General features: G+C 60.9%; 19 protein-coding genes and 1 tRNA gene. 5 read left to right on the top strand and 15 right to left on the bottom strand.

What is annotated here, in order from left to right; translation table 11 throughout:
* Positions 1–39 precede the first annotated feature (39 nt).
* On the bottom strand, positions 40–1,113 hold the full coding sequence (locus J3P91_RS00860) for a fatty acid desaturase (protein ID WP_434602457.1): 1,074 nt from the start codon (positions 1,111–1,113) through the stop codon (positions 40–42).
* A gap of 99 nt (positions 1,114–1,212) precedes the next feature.
* Between J3P91_RS00860 and J3P91_RS00855 the strand changes: the two genes are divergently transcribed.
* Complete coding sequence (locus J3P91_RS00855; protein WP_434602456.1) at positions 1,213–2,217, top strand: AraC family transcriptional regulator; 1,005 nt, start codon at positions 1,213–1,215, stop codon at positions 2,215–2,217.
* A 107-nt stretch (positions 2,218–2,324) separates the two neighbouring features.
* On the opposite strand, the gene J3P91_RS00850 is transcribed toward J3P91_RS00855, so the two are convergent.
* The 3 genes from J3P91_RS00850 to J3P91_RS00840 form a co-directional block, all read right to left on the bottom strand.
* Complete coding sequence (locus J3P91_RS00850) at positions 2,325–3,563, bottom strand: type II toxin-antitoxin system HipA family toxin (RefSeq protein WP_434602455.1); 1,239 nt, start codon at positions 3,561–3,563, stop codon at positions 2,325–2,327.
* Positions 3,556–3,804 carry a helix-turn-helix domain-containing protein gene (locus J3P91_RS00845; protein ID WP_434602454.1) on the bottom strand — a complete coding sequence of 83 codons (249 nt, stop codon included), beginning with the start codon at positions 3,802–3,804 and terminating at the stop codon, positions 3,556–3,558. Before J3P91_RS00845 ends, J3P91_RS00850 begins: the two co-directional genes overlap by 8 nt.
* Before the next feature lie 113 nt (positions 3,805–3,917).
* Positions 3,918–4,604 carry a Crp/Fnr family transcriptional regulator gene (locus J3P91_RS00840; protein WP_434602453.1) on the bottom strand — a complete coding sequence of 229 codons (687 nt, stop codon included), beginning with the start codon at positions 4,602–4,604 and terminating at the stop codon, positions 3,918–3,920.
* Positions 4,605–4,691: 87 nt separating this feature from the next.
* On the opposite strand from J3P91_RS00840, the gene J3P91_RS00835 reads away from it, so the two are divergent.
* A complete protein-coding gene (locus J3P91_RS00835) occupies positions 4,692–5,216 on the top strand; it encodes a DUF962 domain-containing protein (protein ID WP_434602452.1) in 525 nt (174 codons plus the stop codon).
* A gap of 87 nt (positions 5,217–5,303) precedes the next feature.
* Here the strand turns inward: J3P91_RS00835 and J3P91_RS00830 are convergent, their stop codons facing one another.
* The 6 genes from J3P91_RS00830 to dibA form a co-directional block, all read right to left on the bottom strand.
* Positions 5,304–6,293, bottom strand: coding sequence for a sulfate/molybdate ABC transporter ATP-binding protein (locus tag J3P91_RS00830; protein WP_109756559.1), 990 nt, complete (start codon positions 6,291–6,293; stop codon positions 5,304–5,306).
* Between the two features lie 3 nt (positions 6,294–6,296).
* Positions 6,297–7,166, bottom strand: coding sequence for a sulfate ABC transporter permease subunit CysW (gene cysW / locus J3P91_RS00825; RefSeq protein ID WP_434602451.1), 870 nt, complete (start codon positions 7,164–7,166; stop codon positions 6,297–6,299).
* A gap of 13 nt (positions 7,167–7,179) precedes the next feature.
* Positions 7,180–7,998 (bottom strand): sulfate ABC transporter permease subunit CysT, encoded by an 819-nt coding sequence (cysT, locus tag J3P91_RS00820; protein ID WP_013692011.1) that lies wholly within the window; start codon positions 7,996–7,998, stop codon positions 7,180–7,182.
* A gap of 187 nt (positions 7,999–8,185) precedes the next feature.
* Positions 8,186–9,199 carry a sulfate ABC transporter substrate-binding protein gene (locus J3P91_RS00815; protein ID WP_434602450.1) on the bottom strand — a complete coding sequence of 338 codons (1,014 nt, stop codon included), beginning with the start codon at positions 9,197–9,199 and terminating at the stop codon, positions 8,186–8,188.
* A 126-nt stretch (positions 9,200–9,325) separates the two neighbouring features.
* The gene (gene oscA, locus J3P91_RS00810; RefSeq protein WP_003186967.1) at positions 9,326–9,508 is read right to left on the bottom strand and encodes a sulfur starvation response protein OscA; all 183 of its coding nucleotides are present in this window, start codon (positions 9,506–9,508) and stop codon (positions 9,326–9,328) included.
* A gap of 133 nt (positions 9,509–9,641) precedes the next feature.
* Complete coding sequence (gene dibA, locus J3P91_RS00805) at positions 9,642–11,549, bottom strand: phosphodiesterase DibA (protein WP_434602449.1); 1,908 nt, start codon at positions 11,547–11,549, stop codon at positions 9,642–9,644.
* Between the two features lie 145 nt (positions 11,550–11,694).
* On the opposite strand from dibA, the gene desA reads away from it, so the two are divergent.
* The gene (gene desA / locus J3P91_RS00800) at positions 11,695–12,879 is read left to right on the top strand and encodes a delta-9 fatty acid desaturase DesA (RefSeq protein ID WP_305497624.1); all 1,185 of its coding nucleotides are present in this window, start codon (positions 11,695–11,697) and stop codon (positions 12,877–12,879) included.
* A gap of 299 nt (positions 12,880–13,178) precedes the next feature.
* Positions 13,179–14,168 carry a GGDEF domain-containing protein gene (locus tag J3P91_RS00795; RefSeq protein WP_434570491.1) on the top strand — a complete coding sequence of 330 codons (990 nt, stop codon included), beginning with the start codon at positions 13,179–13,181 and terminating at the stop codon, positions 14,166–14,168.
* Positions 14,169–14,205: 37 nt separating this feature from the next.
* On the opposite strand, the gene J3P91_RS00790 is transcribed toward J3P91_RS00795, so the two are convergent.
* The 3 genes from J3P91_RS00790 to gabD form a co-directional block, all read right to left on the bottom strand.
* Entirely contained in the window at positions 14,206–15,420 is a 1,215-nt protein-coding gene (locus tag J3P91_RS00790) for an HDOD domain-containing protein (protein WP_434602448.1), read from the bottom strand.
* A gap of 164 nt (positions 15,421–15,584) precedes the next feature.
* A complete protein-coding gene (gabT, locus tag J3P91_RS00785) occupies positions 15,585–16,862 on the bottom strand; it encodes a 4-aminobutyrate--2-oxoglutarate transaminase (RefSeq protein ID WP_434570495.1) in 1,278 nt (425 codons plus the stop codon).
* A gap of 175 nt (positions 16,863–17,037) precedes the next feature.
* Positions 17,038–18,480, bottom strand: coding sequence for an NADP-dependent succinate-semialdehyde dehydrogenase (gene gabD / locus J3P91_RS00780; RefSeq protein WP_434570497.1), 1,443 nt, complete (start codon positions 18,478–18,480; stop codon positions 17,038–17,040).
* A gap of 350 nt (positions 18,481–18,830) precedes the next feature.
* On the opposite strand from gabD, the gene J3P91_RS00775 reads away from it, so the two are divergent.
* Positions 18,831–18,907, top strand: a tRNA-Arg gene (locus J3P91_RS00775).
* Between the two features lie 138 nt (positions 18,908–19,045).
* On the opposite strand, the gene J3P91_RS00770 is transcribed toward J3P91_RS00775, so the two are convergent.
* Positions 19,046–19,660, bottom strand: a complete 615-nt coding sequence (locus J3P91_RS00770) for a hypothetical protein (RefSeq protein WP_434602447.1) — start codon at positions 19,658–19,660, stop codon at positions 19,046–19,048.
* Positions 19,657–20,229 (bottom strand): RNA polymerase sigma factor, encoded by a 573-nt coding sequence (locus J3P91_RS00765; protein ID WP_434604955.1) that lies wholly within the window; start codon positions 20,227–20,229, stop codon positions 19,657–19,659. Before J3P91_RS00765 ends, J3P91_RS00770 begins: the two co-directional genes overlap by 4 nt.
* Positions 20,230–20,312: the final 83 nt, after the last annotated feature.

The raw sequence follows: 20,312 nt of genomic DNA, 5'->3' as shown, positions 1-20,312 counted from the left end.
GGGAGCAAGCTCCCTCGCCACAAAGGCATGTTCTTGTTCCTAAGCCTGGATCGCCTTCGCTTCTTCCCTAGCTACCCCTTCCTCGGCTGCAAACCGATTCGCCCGCCCAAACGTGCCGAAATCATTGAAGCGTACGCCCATCTCCCGCATCACCTTGTGCGCCACCGGCACCGTCATCTGGCGAATGTAGAACGGCTCCTTCACCACGAAATGGTGGATGCCGTGGCTGCTGCCGAAATTGAAGCAGAACGCCTGCAACGGCCACAGCCACCAAGGGTTCAACACCTGGGTCTGCTGGATGACGTTGCCTGGCTCGATGTCGCCGTAGTAATGCATGTTCGAGCTGATGAAGTGCAGGCAAAAGGTGCGCAGCACATTCGGGCCGATGATCACCACCGCCGCGATGTCGATGACGTGCAGGGTCGCCAGAGTGCTGGTCGACCAGTCGATCGAAGTGCCGAGCAGCCCGGCAACCGCGTTGGCGCCATGGAAACCGAGGAACACGTACCACGCGCCCCAATGCAACAGCGCCAACGGGAAATACACCTTCAGCGTGCGCTTGAGGATGCTGCGCTTGTGCGCCCAAGTCCTGGCTCGCAGCAGGCGAATGAACGCCGACATCACGTTGTCGCCAACCATCAGCAAGCGCGCCAATCCCCACGGCTCACCGTTGGTGATCGCGCGCTCCTCCAGGTCCGCCTCGCTGCCGGAAACCTTGTGATGATTGAGGTGCAGGTGGCGGCGAATCCACGGATTGATGGTGCTCGGCCGCGCCAGCCAGACCAGGCCCATCATCAGGTTGTGCGGCACGCGCTGCTTGCGAAAATACATACTGTGGATCAGGTCGTGTTCCAGCTCGTGGGTCAGGGACGCAAAAAAGGCGTTGAGCAGCAGGCACGCCCAGCCGGCCAGATAGCCGTTGATGTAGAGCAGTGCCGAGCCGGTCATCCCCGCCAGGGCGAACGCCAGGATGCCCGCGCCCAGCGCATCCTGATGCCGCAGGATCGGATAGCGCTCGCGCAATTCTTCGCCCCGGGCCAGGACCACCTGGCGAATATGGGCGGAGCGCTGCTGTGCATTCAATCGCTCGGGGCTTGCGCAAGTGCCGTGCATAGCTTAATCCTCTGTTATCGATGAGCTAATCCTGCCGGGCCTTGCCTCACGGGGTGATAGCCGCAGACGCCAACCTGTTGACCGCAAGCGCCAATTGCCATGACGGAACCAACCTCCCTCGCCAGCTGGACCCGCGCCCTGCGCAAACAGCTCGATGCACTGGGCCTGGACAGCCATGCCTTGTGCCTGGAGGCGGGCCTGGACCCACAATGGATGGACGACCCGAACGCCCGTTATACGCTCTCGGCCACCACGCGCCTGTGGGCGCTCGCGGTGCAGGCCAGCGGTGATCCGGCGATCGGCCTGCGGGTGTCGCGCTTTGTCAGCCCCACCACCTTTCATGCGCTGGGTTATGCCCTGGTAGCCAGCGGCAGCCTGCGGGAAGTGTTCGAGCGGATCGTGCGCTATCACCCGGTGGTCAGCGATGCGCTGACCCTTCAACTGAGCCGTGGCGAGGATCGCTACCGCTTCAGTCTCGACGTACCGGCGGGACGTCCGGCGCCGGCCCTGGAAGCCATCGACGCGTTCGCCGCGATTTACGTGCGCACCTGTCGTAACCGCCTCGGCCGCGATTACGCCCCGCTGGCGGTTTATCTGCGGCGACCGGAGCCGGCAGACCCCGCCCCTTGGCACAAAGTGTTCCGTTCACCGGTGCACTTCGATGCCGGACACGATTGCCTGGAGTTCAGCCTCGCCGATTTCGACAGTCACCTGGACGACGCCAACCCGGAGCTGGCCGAACACAACGAAACCGTGCTCAAGCGCACCCTCGCCCAGCTCCAGCCGTTGACCTGGGAGCGCAAGGTCCGCGCCGCCATCGAAGCACAACTGCCCGACGGCGAACCCAGCGCCGAACGCATCGCCCAGACCATGCACCTGAGTCTGCGCAGTCTGCAGCGGCATCTGGCCGACGAAGGCTGCCGCTTCGACGCGCTGCTCAATGAATGTCGGGAAAACCTGGCGTTGCTACACCTGCGCGATCCGCAATGCTCATTGAGCGAGGTCAGTTATCTGCTGGGCTTTGCTGATACCAGCAGCTTCAGCCGCGCCTTCAAGCGCTGGACCGGGATGACGCCGGGGCAGTTTCGGGATGGCTTGCGTTAGGGATCTACCGTACCTGGGCCGGCCTCATCGCGAGCAAGCTCGCTCCCACATATGATCTGCGGTGCCCGTGGAACCTGTGGGAGCGCGCCTGCTCGCGATGGCCCAGGTCAGCCGTTGTCAGGTTTGAGGCTGCGTGCAAGCCCAGCCTTCCACGCCTCGCTCATCGCCTCGCCAGTTGCTCTGAACGTTTGGTTAGCGTCCATGTAGCGACGCATCTCGGCCAACGCAAGGTCCATCCCATGAATAACCTGCTCCAACAAATCCTTGCAGCGCCTCTCCGTCAGATTGCAGGCCGAGCGGCCAAACCCCATCAGCATTTTATATTTCGGCCAGGCTTTGGAACCGCCTAACAAGAGCGCCATGTTGTCGTTACGAATATAAACCGCTGTGCTGACGAGGTCGTAGGCGGGTGAGAGCCGGATAGATGCATCCGCGCCACAGTGGTTATAAAGCACCCCGAAATTTTTCAGGTGCGCATCACCATTCTTCAATCCGGCCGAGAGGGCCACGATTTTAAACAAGGACTCCAGCGCCTGATTGAGCATATGAGGCGAAACAAACGCCTTGATCTGCCGGGCCGCGCCTTCATACGAACCGTCATACTTGGCTTTCGATGGCGAGCCGTTGAGCACACAAAAATCCTCAAAGCCCAGATATTCGCCAGTGCGTGGCAGATCAAAACGCTTGACGATCAAAAATTTTCCGCGCTCGCTCAACTCGAATTCCGGCACTTCAAGCCCCGCATGCAACGCGGCCCGCATGCAAAAGAATTCATTGGCGGCCAACTCGGGGAACTCGTCCGAGCGAAACGCCTTGACCAGATGTGTAGCACCCCGGTGCGTCAAGCGATCAACAGCGGATGCGCTGTCGCGTACCAACACTTTGGGTTGTACTCCAGAAACACCCGAATATCGCCCGTAGGTGTCCAGCAAATCCTCGAACAGCCCCTCGGCCCCGTCATGCACCAACAAGTCCGCCAAACTGGTTTCGGGCGGCCCGGCCTCGGTATGCAAACGACCAATACCCACCCGGCCCAGCTGATGAGGTCCCACGATGGCAAGCATGGCGAAGTCGTCAAAGCCCCGCACCGCTTTGCTGAAACGGCGCACCAGCTCTTCACGCAAGGCGCCTTCCGGCAGGTTCATTTCAAAGATCGGTGGTACGCCGGGCTCCCAGCTATAGCTTTCAAGACGCGCTGGCATGGTCAGCGAAACCGAATGCTCCTCATCCGCGTCAGGTGCATAAGTGAACACTGAATCGCTGCGCTGTTGGCCTCGCCCGAGGACGCCGATAGCCGCTTCGCTGACGGTGACTTGCAACCTGTCCAGACCTTGTTCATCAGTCATGGAAAGAGTCCTTTTTCAGTGTGTCGAGCGTGGGGCGCTTCGCCGGACGGGCAATCGCTGTCAACTCATAGCCGAAACCATTGAGAATAGCTTCGACCTTACGAATGCCGACTTCAGCAATAGTATTGTTTTCAATCCCCGAAATCGTCGCGCGGCTCATGCCGTACTGCGCAGCCAATACCTGCTGGGAAAGACGGTGTTCCTTGCGCAATCGCCTGATCAACGCACCGAGGGTTTCCATACGCCAGCTCCGCATCGTATACAGTGCAAAAATAATAAGAGTAACAAAATGCACTATATTTAATTCAATTTAGCCGAGTGTAGCGCAATCACGATCCGTAGAAGTGGTCGGCTTCAGGTAGAAGCCAGCCGCCGCAACCCCTCGATATCGAGGATTTCGATCTCGCCATAACCAAGCTGAAGAATGCCCTGTCCCTGCAGATCCTTGAGAATCTGGTTGGTGGTTTGGCGCGACAGGGAAAGCATCAATGCCAGTTGGTCCTGGGGCAGTTGCAGAACCCGGCGTGCCGGTTCGATTTCACCGTAGCCTTCGGCAATCATCAGCAAGCGATGGACCACGCGGGCCGGAGCAGGCATCAGGCTCAGGTGTTCGAGGTTGACGAAGGTCAGGCGCAACTTGTGGCTCATCAACAAGGCCAGCTGCCGCCAATAACCCGGTTGTTCTTCGAGAAAAGCCAACAGCCCGGCCTGAGGTACATGCAACAACGTGCATTGCCCGACCCCCTGTGCGTCATGGGTACGTGGCTGGCCATCGAACAGGCTGATTTCGCCGAACCAATAGGGTGGCTCCACGACGCTCAGCAGCGCTTCCTTGCCCTGCTCACTGACGGCGCCGATCCGCACCGCCCCTTCGAGCACCGCGTACACGCCACACGGCGGATCGCCGCGCTTGAACAACCGCTGACCGGGCGACAGGCGACGCAGCCGCGACATCTCCAGCAGACTATTCTGTAACTCGGCGGGCAGATGGCTGTACCAGTGGCCGGTCATCAAGTGCGCGTGCCAGGGATGAGTATTCATGGAAACTCCGGGACAAGTGTCGGCTAGCTGACAGAGCGCCTGGTGGAACCTGGGCATCATGCGGGCATCACCTCAGGAGGAACAACAATGAAAAGCCTCGTCGATCATCTCAGTCAATACGCGGCCTATCACCGCGATCCACGCAACATCGCCAGCCACTTCATCGGTATTCCGCTGATTTTCGTTGCCGTCGCCGTGCTGTTGTCACGGCCGGGATGGCCGGTTGGCGCGATTTTGATTTCGCCCGCGCTGCTGGTTGCAGTGGCCAGTGCCTGGTTCTACCTGCGCCTGGAATTGCGCCTGGGTGTGCTGATGACCGTGCTGCTGGGGCTTGCCGTCTGGCTGGGCCAGGTGCTCGCCGCGCAAAACACCGCGATTTGGCTGGCCGGCGGCCTGGGCATGTTTGTGGCGGGCTGGGTGATCCAGTTCGTCGGCCATTATTACGAAGGGCGCAAACCGGCGTTCGTCGATGATCTGACCGGGTTGATTGTCGGGCCGTTGTTCGTCGTGGTCGAGGCGGGATTCCTGCTGGGTATGCGCCATGACCTCAAACAACAGATCGAGGCGCAGGCCGGGCCGGTAAGGGTCAATCAGAAGCGGGCCGCAGCCTGAGGCCTCCTTCGCGAGCAGGCTCGCTCCCACATTGGATTGGCGTCGTACACAAATCCCTTGTGGGAGCGAGCCCTGCTCGCGAAGCTTTTAAAGGTTTGAAACCTTCTGCCAGACCTTCGGCTTGAAGAACAGCGTCTCGCCCTTCGCCAAACCCACCAGGCTGTCATGGTCCTTCACCACTTCGGCCTCGATCAGTTCGCTCTGGCCCTCGACCTTCAACGTCACCCGCGTGGTCGCGCCGAGCGGGCGAATGTCGCGCACTTCGGCGGCGTGGTGGTCTTCCAGTTCCGAGCGCGACAGCGACACTTCATGCGGACGGAACAGCACATGCCGGTCCTCCCCGAGATGCAGACGGTTCGAGTCGCCCAGGAAGTGATAGACAAAATCGCTGGCCGGGTTCTCGTACACATCGCCCGGTGAGCCGATCTGCTCGATAACGCCCTTGTTCATCACCACGATCCGGTCGGCGACTTCCATGGCCTCTTCCTGGTCGTGGGTCACGAATACCGAGGTCAGGTTGATGTCCTCGTGCAGCCGCGCCAGCCAGCGGCGCAATTCCTTGCGGACCTTGGCGTCGAGGGCGCCGAACGGTTCGTCCAGCAGCAACACCTTGGGTTCTACCGCCAAGGCGCGGGCCAGGGCGATACGCTGGCGCTGGCCGCCGGACAACTGCTCCGGATAACGGTCGGCGAGCCAGTCGAGCTGCACCATGTTCAGCAGCTCATGAACCTTGGTCGCGATCTGGCTTTCGTTCGGGCGCTGGTTCTTGGGCTTCATGCGCAAGCCGAAAGCGACGTTGTCGAACACCGTCATGTGGCGGAACAGGGCGTAGTGCTGGAACACAAAACCGACGTTGCGATCACGCACGTCGTGGCCGGATACGTCTTCACCGTGGAACACGATGTTGCCCTGGTCCGGCGTCTCGAGGCCGGCAATGATCCGCAGCAGGGTCGTCTTGCCACAGCCCGACGGGCCGAGCAGCGCCACTAGCTCGCCGCTCTGGATGTCCAGGCTGATATCGTCGAGGGCCTTGAAGGCGTTGAAATTCTTGCTGACGTTACGGACTTCGATCGACATGACTTATTCCTCCGCGGCGCTGGCGCGCAGGCGGTTGATTCGGTTTTCGCTCCACTGCTTGAGCAGCAGGATGAAGAGCGCCAGGATCAGCAACAGGCTCGCCACGGCGAACGCGGCCACATGGTTGTATTCGTTGTAGAGGATCTCGACGTGCAGCGGCAGGGTGTTAGTGACCCCGCGAATGTGCCCGGATACCACCGACACCGCGCCGAACTCGCCCATGGCCCGGGCCGTACACAGCACCACGCCATAGATCAGACCCCACTTGATGTTCGGCACAGTCACATGCCAGAACATCTGCCAGCCGTTGGCGCCCAGCAGGCGCGCGGCTTCTTCTTCCTGGGTGCCCTGCTCCTGCATCAGCGGGATCAGTTCACGGGCCACGAACGGCACGGTGACGAAGATCGTCGCCAGGACGATGCCCGGCAGCGCGAATACGATCTGGATGTCGTGATCCGACAGCCATGGCCCGAACAGGCCCTGGGCACCAAACATCAACACGTAGACCAGGCCAGCGATTACCGGCGACACCGAGAACGGCAAGTCGATCAGCGTCACCAGCATGCTTTTGCCACGGAACGAATACTTGCTCACACACCATGCGGCGCTGACGCCGAACACCAGGTTCAACGGTACCGAAATCAGTACCGCAATCACCGTGAGCTTGAGCGCCGACAACGCATCGGGCTCGAAGATCGCCGCGAAGAAAGTACCCAGGCCCGACTTCAGGCCTTGGGACACCACGATGAACAGCGGCAACAGCAGAAACAGTGCAAAAACCAGCCAGCCGAGACCGATCAGGATGCGCCGCGAAACAGCGCTGCCGCGGCGGGCAGCGTTGGTGGAGGCGGCGGAAATAGACGATTGGGACATGGTTCGCGCCTCCTTATGGGGTTTCGATGCGCCGCTGCAACAAGTTGATCAGCAGCAGCAGGACGAAGGAAACCACCAGCATCAGCACCCCGATGGAGGTGGCGCCGGTGTAGTCGTATTGGTCGAGCTTGACCATGATCAGCAGCGGCAGGATCTCGGTTTTCATCGGCATGTTGCCGGCGATGAAAATCACCGAACCGTACTCGCCCACGCCCCGGGCAAACGCCAGGGCGAAGCCGGTCAACCAGGCCGGCAACAATGCCGGAACGAGGATATGGCGGAACACCTGCCATGGCTTGGCACCGAGGCACGCGGCGGCTTCTTCGACTTCACGGGGAATGTCGGCGAGCACCGGCTGCACCGTGCGCACCACGAACGGCAGCGTCACAAAGGTCAGCGCGAGGGTGATGCCCAGCGGGGTGTAGGCAATCTTGAAACCCAGGTCGGTGGCGAACTGGCCGACCAGACCGGTCGGCGCGTACAACGCGGTCAGGGCGATACCGGCCACGGCGGTGGGCAAGGCGAACGGCAAATCGATCATCGCGTCGATGATCTTGCGCCCCGGGAAGGTGTAGCGCACCAGCACCCAGGCCAGCAACGTGCCAATCACGCCATTGATGATCGCAGCGTACAGCGCGGTGCCGAAACTGAGCTTCAAGGCTGCCAGCACCCGCGGCGCCGAAATGATCGCCCAGAACTGTTCCCAGGTGAGTTGGGCGGCATGTACGAACATCGCCGCCAGGGGTATGAGCACAATCAGACTGAGGTACACCAGGGTGTAGCCCAGCGTCAGCCCGAAGCCGGGTATGACGGGGGATATGCGACGCGACATAAAGGTCCTTGGTTAAAACTGGCCCGACGGTAAATCGGGACCCGTTAGCAAAGCCAGCCTGTTAGCGGGCGCAGCCTGTGGGAGCGAGCCTGCTCGCGAAAGCGGTGTCTCAGGCAACATGAATATTGACTGTGCAACCGCCTTCGCGAGCAGGCTCGCTCCCACATGAATTGCGCTCTACTGCAGCTTACTGCGCCTGATAGATCTGGTCGAACACACCGCCATCGTTGAAGAATTTAGGCTGTGCCGTTTTCCAGCCGCCGAAGTCCTTGTCGATAGTCACCAGCTCAAGTTTCGGGAACTGCCGGGCGTATTTGGCGGCCACGTCCTTGTCACGCGGACGATAGAAGTTTTTCGCTGCGATTTCCTGGCCGGCCGGGCTGTACAGGTGCTTGAGGTACGCTTCGGCGATCTCGGCATTACCTTTTTTCTCGGCGTTCTTGTCCACCACCGCCACCGGCGGTTCGGCGAGGATCGACAGCGACGGCACGACGATGTCGAACTTGTCCGCGCCACCGTCCTCTTTCAGCGCCAGGAACGCTTCGTTTTCCCAGGCCAGCAACACGTCTCCCTGACCGTTGTTGACGAACGTGATGGTCGAGCCACGGGCACCGGTGTCGAGGATCGGCACGTGCTTGAACAGCGCCTGCACGTATTCCTTGGCCTTGGCTTCGTCGCCACCGTTGGCTTTCAGGCCGTAGGCCCAGGCGGCGAGGAAATTCCAGCGGGCACCGCCGGAGGTCTTCGGGTTTGGCGTGATGACCGAGACGTCATCCTTGATCAGGTCGCCCCAGTCCTTGATGCCCTTCGGATTGCCCTTGCGCACCAGGAACACAATGGTCGAGGTGTAAGGCGTGCTGGCATCCGGCAGGCGTTTTTGCCAGTCCGCTGGCAGCGACTTGCCCAATTTGGCGATTTCGTCGATGTCGCCGGCCAGGGCCAGGGTCACGACGTCGGCACGCAGGCCGTCAATTACTGCTCGGCCTTGCTTGCCCGAACCACCATGGGACTGCTGGATTTTCACGGTGTCGTCCGGATGGGCTTTTTTCCAGAAGCTGGCGAATTCGGCGTTGTAGTCCTGATACAGCTCGCGGGTCGGGTCGTAGGACACGTTGAGCAACTCGTAGTCCTTGGCAACCGCGGAACCTGCAAAAACAGCGCTGGCCAGGGCGGCCAAGGCATAACGGCGAATCGACGACATGGTGAAAGCTCCTGGAATTCTGGTTTTTATGGCTTCTGGAAATCGTTTGTCCGGTAACCGGAATCGCAGCCTGCGGCAGCTCCTGCATCAAGCCCCCCGGCAGGGGCTGGCGCAGGCTGTGATCCTTCAGCTCGGTTTATGACTCGGTTGTTGCAAGCGGAATTTTTCCTTGCGCTCGATCTGGACCACCTGGGCGTTGTGCACGGTAATCTCCACCGCGCCAAAGCGCAGGTCACGCAATGCACTCTGGATCTCGCGCAAGATGGTTGCTTCGTCCTGGCCGTCAACGCTACGTAGGGATGCGCTCATGCTGCTGCTCCTTGGAATGAATGCCTGGCAGTGGGCGGCACTGCTTGCGGCGTGGGAGCAATATTAGATAAGTGCAGATATTCTTAAAAAGACTATTTAAGAATTTTTATATAACCAAATCGCAATTCCGCTTTCAGCCAATCACCGGTGCACGATTCCAATCCAACTGTTGCGCCACAACCGGTCGACCAAACCAGTAGCCCTGCCCGAGCTCACACGCCTGTTCAAGCAGAAATGCCGCTTGCTCTCGCTGCTCGATACCTTCTGCGTGGACCTGCATGCCCATGCTGCGGGCCAGGGCGATGATTACCCGGACGATCGCCGCGTCGTCTTCATCCCAGGGCAGCCCGGCGACAAAACCCTGGTCGATCTTGAGTTTCTGCACCGGTAGACGCTTGAGCCGCAGCAGCGACGAATAACCTGTGCCGAAATCATCAATGGCCAACCGCACGCCCAACGCCCGCAGACGGTGCATTTGTTCCAGCGCCACCTCCGGATCATCCATGACCGCACTTTCGGTCACCTCAAGCTCCAGGAAGGCCGGATCGAGGCCCGTGTCGTGAAGTACACGGGCGACCTGCTCATACAATTCGCGGCGAGCAAACAAACGGCTGGAGACGTTGACCGCAACGAATGACAAAACCACACCGGCCTGTCGCCAAAGACACATTTGCCGACAAGCCTGGTCCATGACCCAGGCATCGATCTGAGCGATCAACCCCGTGCGCTCGGCGATGGGAATGAACTCGGCCGGCGAAACCAGACCACGCACGGGATGTTCCCAGCGCACCAGCGCCTCGACGCCGATCAACCGGCTGGTGGCCAGGTCGTGCACCGGTTGGTAATGCACCCGTAGCTCCTGCTGCTGGAGCGCGCGACGCAGTTCGAAGGCGATCTCGACCCTTTGCTGGGCATGGGCAGTGAGTTCCTCGGTATATAACGCGTAGCCGTCACGTCCGCTGTTCTTGGCCTTGAACAGTGCCGAGTCGGCGTTGCGCAGCAGTTGCCCGGCGCTGAGGGCGTCACCGGGAAACAGGCTGATGCCGATGCTGGCGTTGATAAACAGCGATTGCTCGCCGAGCTGCAACGGTGCTTTCAAGGCATCGAGGATACGCCGGGCCAAAGCCGCGGCCTGACCCGGCTGCGAGCAGTTTTCCACCAGCACCGCGAATTCGTCACCGCCTAGCCGCGCCAGGGTGATACCGGGCGCAAACAGCCCGAGGAAGCGTTCGGCAACGCCTTTGAGCAGCTCGTCACCGACGTTGTGCCCGAGGCTGTCGTTGATGTTCTTGAAATGATCCAGGTCCAGCAGCAGCAACGCGCACCCACGCTTGTGCAGTTGCGCCGAAGCCACCGCCTGCTCGGCGCGATCGGAAAACAGCAGGCGATTGGGCAGGCCAGTCAGCGGATCATGATGGGCCAGGTGCGCCAGCTCATGCTCCGAGTCCTTGATCGCACTGATGTCGGAAAACACCGCGACGTATTGGCTGACTTCGCCGGAGTCATCGACGACGGCGCGGATAGTCTGCCATTGCGGGTAGATTTCACCGCTCTTGCGGCGGTTCCAGATTTCGCCACTCCATTCGCCGCGGCTGGACAGCGCCGCAAACATCTCTCGATAGAAAGCCGGGCCATGCCGGCCGGACTTGAACAGATTCGGTTGCCGGCCCAACACTTCGTCGCGGGCATAGCCGGTGATTGCCATGAATGCCCGGTTCACATGCACGATCAAACCATGGCGGTCCGTGACCAGGACGCCTTCGCGGGTGCAGTCGAACACCGCGGCGGCCTGGCGTAACCGTTCACGGTCGACATTACCTTCGGCTTGCTCGAAAAAGCGTGCTATCCGCACCCGTGCGATGAAAATCAATCCGGCACTGACGAGTACCCAGGCATAACCGTTGATCAGTTGCCAACGCAGCCGATCGGCCGAATGATCGAAGAAACTGCTCAATAAATAACCAACCAGCTGCAGCCAGGCGACTGACAGCACCAGATAAAGCAGTGCCCCACGCATGGCAGCGCGGTGATAGACGGTCATGCGGTCATCCATGTCCCTGTAATGTGAGGGGATTATAGAGGAAGAAACATTCTGCCACTCTTATCTGAAAGGCCGACTGGTTTTATCGCCGGGGCCAGGGATAATGCAACGGCAGTTTTCATCTTTATCGAGGGCCCTACAGCCTATGTGGTACGAAGGTTTTCTTGGCTTGTCGGCCTGGTCGCTGGTGGCAGTCACCCTGCTGATGACTCACGTGACGATCATCAGCGTCACGGTCTACCTGCACCGGTATTCGGCTCACCGTTCCCTGGAACTCAACGCCGGTCTCAAACATTTCTTCCGCTTCTGGCTGTGGCTTACCACGGCGCAGAATACCCGCGAGTGGACCGCCATCCACCGCAAGCACCACGCCAAATGCGAAACCGAGGACGATCCCCACAGCCCGGTGATCAAAGGCCTGTCTACCGTGCTGCGCAAGGGCGCCGAGCTGTACCGCGCCGAAGCGGAAAATCCGGAAACCTTGCGCATCTACGGCAAGAACTGCCCCGAGGACTGGATCGAACGCAACCTGTACAGCCGCTTCCCCCTACTGGGCGTGGCGATCATGGGCGTCATCGACCTGCTGCTGTTCGGCACCATCGGCATCACTATCTGGGCCATCCAGATGATGTGGATCCCGGTCTGGGCCGCTGGCGTGGTCAATGGCCTCGGGCATGCCGTGGGCTACCGCAATTTCGAATGCCGTGACGCGGCCACCAACCTGGTGCCTTGGGGCATTCTCATTGGTGGCGAAGAACTGCACAACAACCACCACACCTATCCCAATTCGGCCAAGCTGTCGGTGCGCAAATGGGAATTCGACCTGGGCTGGGCCTGGATCAAGGTCTTCAGTTTCCTGCGCCTGGCCAAGGTCCAGCGGGTCGCGCCGATCGCCCACCGGGTCGAAGGCAAGGGCCACCTGGACATGGACACCGCCATGGCGATCCTCAACAACCGTTTCCAGATCATGGCCCAGTACCGCAGGCTGGTCATCGCGCCCCTGGTCAAGCAGGAGCTGGAAAAAGTCGATCACTCGGTCCGCCATCAGTTTCATCGAGCCAAACGCCTGTTGTCGCGTGAAACCAGCCTGCTGGACGAGCGCCATCATGTGCGCATCCAGAACATGCTGGAACACAGCCAGGCGCTGAAGGTGATCTACGAGAAGCGCCTGGCCTTGCAGCAGATCTGGGTCAAGACCAGCAGCAACGGCCACGACATGCTCGCGGCCATCAAGGAATGGGTCCACGAAGCCGAGGCCAGCGGCATCCAGTCACTGCGCGATTTTGCCGACCAGCTCAAAACCTACTCGCTGCGGCCCGCCACCGCCTGACCCCCTTGTGGCGAGGGAGCTTGCTCCCGCTGGGCCGCAAAGCGGCCCCAGAGCCCGCCGAAACCGGACCATCAGGCCCACCGTTCCCGCCGGCTCACGCCTGCTTCGCAGCCGAGCGGGAGCAAGCTCCCTCGCCACAAGTTCATCCCACATGTTTGAACGAAAGCTCCCGCCCTTCGTCGCCTGAAAAGGAACTTCGCCCACAATCCCCTATCTCAAGAGCACTTCGCCATCCTGGCGGGCTTTGGAGTGAGCGCGTGCAAATCCATAGCAATGCACGTTCCTTGAGATTTGTGCCGATGGTCGACAAGAACCTACAGGATTCATCCCAGCCACATTGGCCAGAAGCGGCCCAGACACTCATGGCGCTGATGCACGCCCAAGGGGAAGTGGCGCGTCTGAGCGAGCGGGAGCAGTTGTTCAGTTCGTTGCTGGTCAGCGTCAACGCGGTGCTCTGGGCATTCAATTGGGAAACCCGGCAAGTGCTGTATGTCAGCCCCGCCTACGAGCGGATTTTCGGCCGCCCGGCCGGCCTCGTGCTGGCTGACTACAACGAATGGCGTGACGCAATCTATCCGGATGATCTGGATTACGCCGAGCGCAGCCTGGCCGAAGTGTTGGTCAAAGGCGCCGTGGAAGATCGGGAATACCGCATCATCGCCGCCGACGGCCAGATCCGCTGGCTCAGCGACAAATGCTTTATCAACCGTCAGGCCGATCCGGGCCAACCGGTGATTGTGGTCGGCATCGCCGAAGACATCACCGAAAAGAAGCTGCTCGAAAGCGAACTGCAGCGACTGGCGACCACCGACGTGCTCACCCAGAGCAGCAACCGCCGTCATTTCTTCGAGTGCGCCCATCGGGAATTCGAGCAGGCAAGGCTGCAAGGCACGCCGATGGCATTCCTGTTGCTGGACATCGATGACTTCAAACTGATCAACGACACTTACGGCCACCAGGAAGGCGATACGGTATTGCAAAAGATCGCCGAGAGCGGGCGGAGCGTGCTCAGGCGCGGTGACCTCTTCGGCCGGATTGGTGGTGAAGAGTTTGCCGCTGTTTTCCCCGGCTGTGCCCCGGACATGGCATTGCAGGTCGCCGAGCGCTTGCAGCGGGAAATCCAGCGCCTGGCGTTTCGCTGCGGGGAGCATAACTTCGGCATCACCGTCAGCCAGGGCCTGACCGGGATCAGCGCCGAAGACCAGACCCTCGACAACCTGTTCGCCCGTGCTGACGCGGCGATGTACGAGGCCAAGCGCCAGGGCAAGAACCGCATCATCGCGGCTTGAGTGTCTCACCCTCAATCAACTGTGATCAGTGGTGAATTTACTGGCGGCGCAACCGCATCAACTCTGGCAGCCCGATCTTCAGCAAGCGCGCCGTGCGTCCCCGGGCCAGTTCTTCAAGCCCTTCGTGCGCGGGTAAATGCGCCATCTGCGCCGCCATGTTCATCACCAGCGCCTCGCGGGAATAAACCCCGCCACCGAGACCGTAGACCGCCGCGATCAATTCGCGCAGCTCCAGCGGCAAGCGCCAGCGTGTACGCAGCGCCGAGCCAAAACCGGCGCCGAACTGTTCGAGCGAATCGCCGATTTCCTCCGGCTCGTCCAACTCGCCGCCGGCCTGCTTCCACTCTTCCATGCAGCGCAGCAGTGCCAGGTCGCCCAAGCGATGCAATAGGCCGGCGCAATAACAGCGCTCCTGTTCCAGATCAAGCATGCGCGCCATCGTCCGAGCGTACTCGGCGGTGTGCAGCGACAACTCCCAATAACGTTCGGCATAGTCCGCCAGCCAAGGCACGTTCAACCGGGCACAGCGCTTGAGGGTCAAGCCCAGGATCAGGTTCATGCTTTGCCCGGTGCCTAGCTGATGCAGCGCCTGGGCCACGGTCTGCACCGGACCGCCGCCCTGATGTTGCGCGGCGCTGTTGGCCGCGGCAATCAGCACGGCGGTGATCTGCGGGTCAGTACGGAGCTCTTCTTCCAGCAGTTTCAGATCCAGTCCACCAGGATTGAGGCTGCGTTTGATCGCGACCTGCACATCGGTCATCAACGGCGCGCCTTCGGCCATGTCTCGTCGACGCTCCAGGAACGTTGCCAATGTAAGGCCCGGTCCTGGAATTGGCGCGGCGTTGGATGTGTCCTCGCTATGGAGAAGTAACCCTTGCAGACGCTGGGTCAGGTTTTCCCGGTTCAAGGGCTTGGTCAGATAGGCCGTCGGCGCCAGGGGCAAGACCTCGCGCACGCTGGCGCTGTCGTTGCGCCGGCTCACCAGGATGAACGGCAACACGGGCGTGCGATGGTGTTGGCGCAAGCTGCGCAAGATGCTCAGGCCATCGACACCCGGCAGTTCCCAATCGGCGATCACCAGGTCGTAAGAATTATGCGCCAGGAGCTCCAAGGCCTGCCGTCCCTCGCCACAAGTGTCTATCCGCGCATCGCAACGCACTCCGGACAGCACCTGTTCAAGCAGCTCCCTGGACGCCGGATCGGCCTCGGCAATCAACACACGCGGTACAGCGGGTAAATCCACAGCAGTCATGCCGCATCGCTCCCTTGCAATACATGCACCTTAGACAATAACGGCCATTCCAGACAGGTCGAAACCACCGTGGATCTGTAGCCGAATATGAAAAAACCCGCCGAAGCGGGTTTTTTGTGGATCAGACAAAGCTCAGAGCTCGTAAGGATCAGAGCTCGTAAATATCAAAGCTCGGAGAAACACTCTTCGATGATTGCCAGGCCTTTGTCCAGTTGCTCGTCCGGCGAAGTCAGCGGCACCAGCACGCGCAGGACGTTGCCATAGGTGCCGCAGGACAGCAGGATCAAGCCCTTGTCGCGCGCCTTGGCCACCACTTGCGCAACGGCGGCAGCGTTCGGCTTGTGGGTGTCGCCATCTTCGAACAGCTCCACGGCGATCATGGCGCCCAGGGCACGGACTTCACCGATGACAGGGTATTTCTTCTGGATAGCCTTGAGGCCAGTCACCAGGCGCTCGCCCACGGCCTTGCAGCGATCCAGCAGGTGTTCTTCTTCGAACACGTCCATCACCGCCAGCGCAGCGGCGCAGGCAATCGGGCTGCCGGCGTAGGTGCCGCCGAGGCCGCCCGGTGCGATGGCATCCATGTATTCGGCCTTGCCGCACACACCGGCCAGCGGGAAACCGCCAGCAATGGATTTGGCAAAGGTGGTCAGGTCGGCGGCGACGCCCATCTGCTCCATGGCGAAGAACGTACCGGTACGACCGGCGCCGGTCTGCACTTCGTCGGCAATCAGCAGGATGCCGTGCTGGTCGCACAAGGCGCGCAGGCGCTGCATGAAGGCTTTCGGCGCCACATAGAAGCCACCCTCGCCCTGGACCGGCTCGATGATGATGGCGGCGATGTCGCGTGGCTCGGCGTCGTTCTTGAAGATGCGTTCGATGCTGGCGATGGAGTCGTCGACGCTCACGCCATGCAGCTCGTTCGGGTACAGCGCGCGGAAAATGCCGCCAGGCATCAGGCCCATGCCGGCCGAGTAAGGCACGACCTTACCGGTCAGGCCCAGGGTCATCATGGTACGACCGTGGTAAGCGCCGGTGAAGGCGATCACACCGGCACGGCCGGTGGCGGCGCGGGCGATCTTCACGGCGTTTTCCACCGCTTCGGAACCGGTGGTCACCAGCAGGGTTTTCTTGGCGAAATCACCCGGGACCTTGGCGTTGATTTTTTCGCACAGCTCCACGTACGGCTCGTAGGCCAGGACCTGGAAGCAAGTGTGGGTCAGCTTGTTCAGCTGTTCGGTAACGGCGGCGATGATCTTCGGGTGCACGTGGCCGGTGTTCAGTACGGCGATACCACCGGCGAAGTCGATGAATTCACGACCTTCAACATCGGTAACCGTGGCGTTCTTCGCCGATTCGGCAAAGATCGGGTGAATCTGGCCGACACCGCGGGGAACAGCGGCGGTACGGCGGGCCATCAGGTCTGCGTTGGTCTTGCTCATTAAAAATGTCCTCATTCGCCGCTCATCGGTCGGCGTGGCTCAAGGAATACATGGCGGGGAGGCAACTGCGACAGCATGCGATGATCGACTGCCGCAGCGTTCCGGCCACAAGAAACAGAACGGGGTGAAACGCGCAAAGGGACAGCGCTCTCGTGCCCTTTGCGCTTGTAGCAGATCAGATACCCAGGCAGAGGTATTTGATTTCCAGGTAGTCCTCGATGCCGTACTTGGAGCCCTCACGGCCCAGGCCCGAAGCCTTGATGCCGCCGAACGGCGCGACTTCGTTGGAGATCAAACCGGTGTTGACGCCGACCATGCCGTATTCCAGGGCTTCGGCCACACGGAACACACGGCCCAGGTCGCGGGCATAAAAGTACGAAGCCAGGCCGAACTCGGTGTCGTTGGACATCGCGATCACTTCGGCTTCGTCTTTGAAGCGGAACAGCGGCGCCAATGGGCCGAAGGTCTCTTCCTTCGCCACGGCGGCATTCTTCGGCACGTTGGTCAGGATGGTCGGCTCGAAGAAATTGCCTTCCATCGGCTTGCCGCCGGACAGTACGGTCGCGCCTTTGCTGACCGCATCGGCGATGTGTTCCTGAACCTTGGCAACCGCTTTTTCGTCGATCAACGGACCGGTAGTGATGCCGTCTTCCAGACCGTTGCCGATCTTGAGCTTGGCCACCGCTGCCTTGAGTTTCTCGGCGAAGGCGTCGTACACCGAATCCTGGACGTACAGGCGGTTGGCGCAGACGCAGGTCTGGCCGTTGTTGCGGTATTTGGAAATGATCGCGCCTTCGACGGCCTTATCCAGGTCGGCGTCGTCGAACACGATGAAGGGCGCGTTGCCGCCCAGCTCCAGGGAAACCTTCTTGATGTCCTTGGCGCATTCGGCCATCAATTGGCGTCCGATCTCGGTCGAACCGGTGAAGGACAGCTTGCGCACGATCGGGTTGCTGGTCAGCTCGCCTCCGATGTCGCCGGCACTGCCGGTGACCACGCTCAGCACACCTTGCGGAATGCCGGCACGGTGCGCCAGCTCCACCAGGGCCAGGGCCGAGAACGGCGTCTGCGAGGCCGGCTTGATGACCATGGTGCAACCGGCGGCCAGGGCCGGACCGGCCTTGCGGGTGATCATCGCGGCCGGGAAGTTCCACGGCGTGATGGCAGCGGTCACGCCAATCGGCTGCTTGATCACGATCAGGCGCTTGTCCGGCTGGTGGCCGGGAATCACATCACCGTAGATGCGCTTGGCTTCTTCGGCGAACCATTCGATAAAGGAAGCGGCATAGACGATTTCGCCCTTGGCTTCGGCCAGCGGCTTGCCCTGCTCCAGGGTCATCAGGCGACCAAGGTCGTCCTGGTTTTCGATCAGCAATTCATACCAGCGACGCAGCTTGTTGGCGCGTTCCTTGGCGGTCAACGCACGCCAGGCCGGCAGCGCCTTGTCGGCGGCTTCGATCGCGCGACGGGTTTCGGCAGCGCCCATCTTCGGCACTGTGCCCAATACTTCGCCCGTCGCCGGGTTGGTGACCTTGATCGTCTGACCATTGTCCGCATCGACCCAAGCGCCATCGATAAAGGCTTGCTGGCGGAACAACTGGGTGTCTTTAAGCTGCATGTCGGCTTTCCTTAACAGCACCGCGCGCACGCGGAGCGAATTAGAGTTGTAGAAAGGCGCCTCATGGGCTGCCGTCAGGGAAATCATCCACCGGGCTGAAGCACAGAAATAACGCACATAAGCACAGACGTGCGGTTCAGCACCCAGACAAGAGCGTTTGAAATCTCAAACGAATCCTAGGGCCGATGGGGTTGGAGGACAATAGGCTGTTCGAAAAAAAGAACGAAAAAGCTGCATTTGCCTGTTTTTTCTGATCAGCGTAGCCAACAGCCGCCGAGCGAGGCGAAAACAAACGGCAAATCAGCAGCATGGACGCCCGCCATGCTTATGAGTATCATGGCGCCCGCGTTGCACCAGTAGCTCAGCTGGATAGAGTACTGCCCTCCGAAGGCAGGGGTCGTGGGTTCGAATCCCGCCTGGTGCACCAGACATGAAAAATCAAAAGCCCCAGTCCTCACGGATTGGGGCTTTTTTGTGGCGCTGTCCTTACCCGATTCTGAACTGGGTAGTTTTGGGGCTGCTGCGCAGCCCAGCGGGAGCAAGCTCCCTCGCCACGGGCGCTCGGTCATCGCTTACGCAATATTTCCAACCGCGCCGGCAAGTCCTCCTTGGGAAAGCGCTTGTGCAACGCCAGCAGCTTCTCGTCAGCCGCCTTGCTGTCACCCGCCTCGCGCAATCGCAGCACTTCCAGCAGCTCCTGCTCAAGTGTTGGCATTGCGGCGGGCGCGGATTTGCTCATTTTCGCTGCGGGCTTATCCGCCAACACCTGCATCGGGCTGGCCGGGGCTCGGGCCAGTTCGCCCTGGGGCGCCATGCGAGTGATCGGTGCGGGGGCGGGCATGGCTGGCGGGGGGGCAGCGGCAACCGAAGGCTGTTGCCCATCGGCGGAAAACTCCATCGAGGCGGGTGAAGCCAGTTGCTCCTCCGTCGGCGTACGCAGCACCAGGCCGATCATCAGCGCCACACCGGCAACCGTGGCGAACGCCATTTGCCACCGTGGTCGCTGACAAGCCTGCAGCCAGCGCTGCCACAGGCTCGGCGCCGGCGTCGGGGCTTCACGGCGGGCGGTGGCCAGGATGAAGGCATCCATGGAGGCCGGCGGCTCGCCGCTGGCGTGTTGGCGGAAATGTTCGACCAGCGTTTCGTCGATGGTATCCGGCGTCTGTTTGGGGTCGATCATGCGGGTACCTCCTCGGCCAACAGGCGATGCAGCTTCTGTTGGGCGTAACGCAAGCGGCTCTTGACCGTTTCCAGCGGGGCGCCGGTCAGGGCGGCGATCTGTGGCAGTTCGAGGTCGCCGTGCAGGCGCAGCAGGAAGACTTCCCGCTGATCCTCGGGCAAGGCCTGCAACGCGGCGTCCAGACGAGCCTGGTCGCGGCTCAGGCGCAACTGTTGCTCAGGATTGCCGGTGTCGTCGGGCTGGACATGAAGCTGCTCGTCGTAACTGTCGTGCAGCGGGTTGTGGACGCCGTGCCTGCGCCAGTGGTCAATCAAGCGGTTACGGGCAATCTGGAACAACCATGTACGAAAACTCGCCCGGCCTTGTGGCTGGGTGGTGCTGCGGATCAGGCTGAGCCAGGTGTCCTGGAAAATTTCCTCGGCCAGTTCGGCCTTGTTGCTCAAGGACACGAGAAAACGATAAAGCCCTTGCCGATGGCGGACGTACAGGGCTTCGAAACAAGCCCCGTCGCCTTCGCGATAGCGGGCCAGCAGCGATTCGTCGCTGGGAGAATCAAGCGCAGCGGGCATTTCGATGACGAACTCCTTTGTCATTGCAACACAGTCCTGGCGACGACATGGGAACCCTGTGGGAGCGAGCTTGCTCGCGATGA

It is taken from the genome of Pseudomonas sp. Z4-7 (assembly GCF_051131965.1).
Classification (GTDB): domain Bacteria; phylum Pseudomonadota; class Gammaproteobacteria; order Pseudomonadales; family Pseudomonadaceae; genus Aquipseudomonas.
The sequence above is the reverse complement of the archived record's forward strand: the minus strand, read 5'-3'. Positions and strand labels throughout refer to the sequence as shown.

Bases quoted from the DNA above. Each gene is read 5' to 3' on its own strand.
- J3P91_RS00855 (WP_434602456.1), top strand. From the start codon at position 1,213: ATGACGGAACCAACCTCCCTCGCCAGCTGGACCCGCGCCCTGCGCAAA.
- cysT (WP_013692011.1), bottom strand. From the start codon at position 7,998: ATGTCGCGTCGCATATCCCCCGTCATACCCGGCTTCGGGCTGACGCTG.
- J3P91_RS00860 (WP_434602457.1), bottom strand. From the start codon at position 1,113: ATGCACGGCACTTGCGCAAGCCCCGAGCGATTGAATGCACAGCAGCGC.
- J3P91_RS00765 (WP_434604955.1), bottom strand. From the start codon at position 20,229: ATGCCCGCTGCGCTTGATTCTCCCAGCGACGAATCGCTGCTGGCCCGC.
- J3P91_RS00835 (WP_434602452.1), top strand. From the start codon at position 4,692: ATGAAAAGCCTCGTCGATCATCTCAGTCAATACGCGGCCTATCACCGC.
- J3P91_RS00830 (WP_109756559.1), bottom strand. From the start codon at position 6,293: ATGTCGATCGAAGTCCGTAACGTCAGCAAGAATTTCAACGCCTTCAAG.
- J3P91_RS00770 (WP_434602447.1), bottom strand. From the start codon at position 19,660: ATGATCGACCCCAAACAGACGCCGGATACCATCGACGAAACGCTGGTC.
- J3P91_RS00795 (WP_434570491.1), top strand. From the start codon at position 13,179: ATGGTCGACAAGAACCTACAGGATTCATCCCAGCCACATTGGCCAGAA.
- dibA (WP_434602449.1), bottom strand. From the start codon at position 11,549: ATGACCGTCTATCACCGCGCTGCCATGCGTGGGGCACTGCTTTATCTG.
- gabT (WP_434570495.1), bottom strand. From the start codon at position 16,862: ATGAGCAAGACCAACGCAGACCTGATGGCCCGCCGTACCGCCGCTGTT.
- J3P91_RS00845 (WP_434602454.1), bottom strand. From the start codon at position 3,804: ATGGAAACCCTCGGTGCGTTGATCAGGCGATTGCGCAAGGAACACCGT.
- oscA (WP_003186967.1), bottom strand. From the start codon at position 9,508: ATGAGCGCATCCCTACGTAGCGTTGACGGCCAGGACGAAGCAACCATC.
- J3P91_RS00840 (WP_434602453.1), bottom strand. From the start codon at position 4,604: ATGAATACTCATCCCTGGCACGCGCACTTGATGACCGGCCACTGGTAC.
- J3P91_RS00815 (WP_434602450.1), bottom strand. From the start codon at position 9,199: ATGTCGTCGATTCGCCGTTATGCCTTGGCCGCCCTGGCCAGCGCTGTT.
- desA (WP_305497624.1), top strand. From the start codon at position 11,695: ATGTGGTACGAAGGTTTTCTTGGCTTGTCGGCCTGGTCGCTGGTGGCA.
- J3P91_RS00850 (WP_434602455.1), bottom strand. From the start codon at position 3,563: ATGACTGATGAACAAGGTCTGGACAGGTTGCAAGTCACCGTCAGCGAA.
- gabD (WP_434570497.1), bottom strand. From the start codon at position 18,480: ATGCAGCTTAAAGACACCCAGTTGTTCCGCCAGCAAGCCTTTATCGAT.
- cysW (WP_434602451.1), bottom strand. From the start codon at position 7,166: ATGTCCCAATCGTCTATTTCCGCCGCCTCCACCAACGCTGCCCGCCGC.
- J3P91_RS00790 (WP_434602448.1), bottom strand. From the start codon at position 15,420: ATGACTGCTGTGGATTTACCCGCTGTACCGCGTGTGTTGATTGCCGAG.